General features: G+C 47.1%; 1 protein-coding gene. It reads left to right on the forward strand.

What is annotated here, in order from left to right:
* Positions 1 to 425 (forward strand): hypothetical protein (locus KP705_RS18080; protein ID WP_215765295.1); only part of this gene is annotated, 425 nt, incomplete at both ends.

A 425-nucleotide genomic window follows, 5' to 3' on the forward strand; every position in this document is an offset into this window, starting at 1 on the left:
CGTGTCATCAATGATGCTGAGCTTTTCACGAAGCGTGATGAAGGCGAAGCCACGATAGGTGTCCCTAAATCATTGGATATGTTCGGGCCCGATATTGCTATGGCTCTCTGTGTTGAGCCTTCTCTTGATGGTCGTGTCATCGTTGGTGATGAAATAAAATTCGAGCAGATGGAGAATAAGATTGTTGGGCTGATGCTCCCGCATCATGCTTTCTATAACGTCTCTGAACCCTGTCTTATGGTCCAGAATTATACGCAGACGCCTGACACTGAACTCGGCAAAAAGGCTCTCGAACTCATTGAAGTTGTCTCTAAGCGACACCATCAGCAGGTTATCGAAAAACTCCAAAAAATTGGATGCGATGCTCTAACGGGGCGTAATCTGTTTGCGTTGCGTGGTTCGTGGGAGCTTGGCAACAGGGATAT

It is taken from the genome of Gluconobacter sp. P1D12_c (genome assembly GCF_018812105.1).
Lineage (GTDB): Bacteria > Pseudomonadota > Alphaproteobacteria > Acetobacterales > Acetobacteraceae > Gluconobacter > Gluconobacter oxydans_A.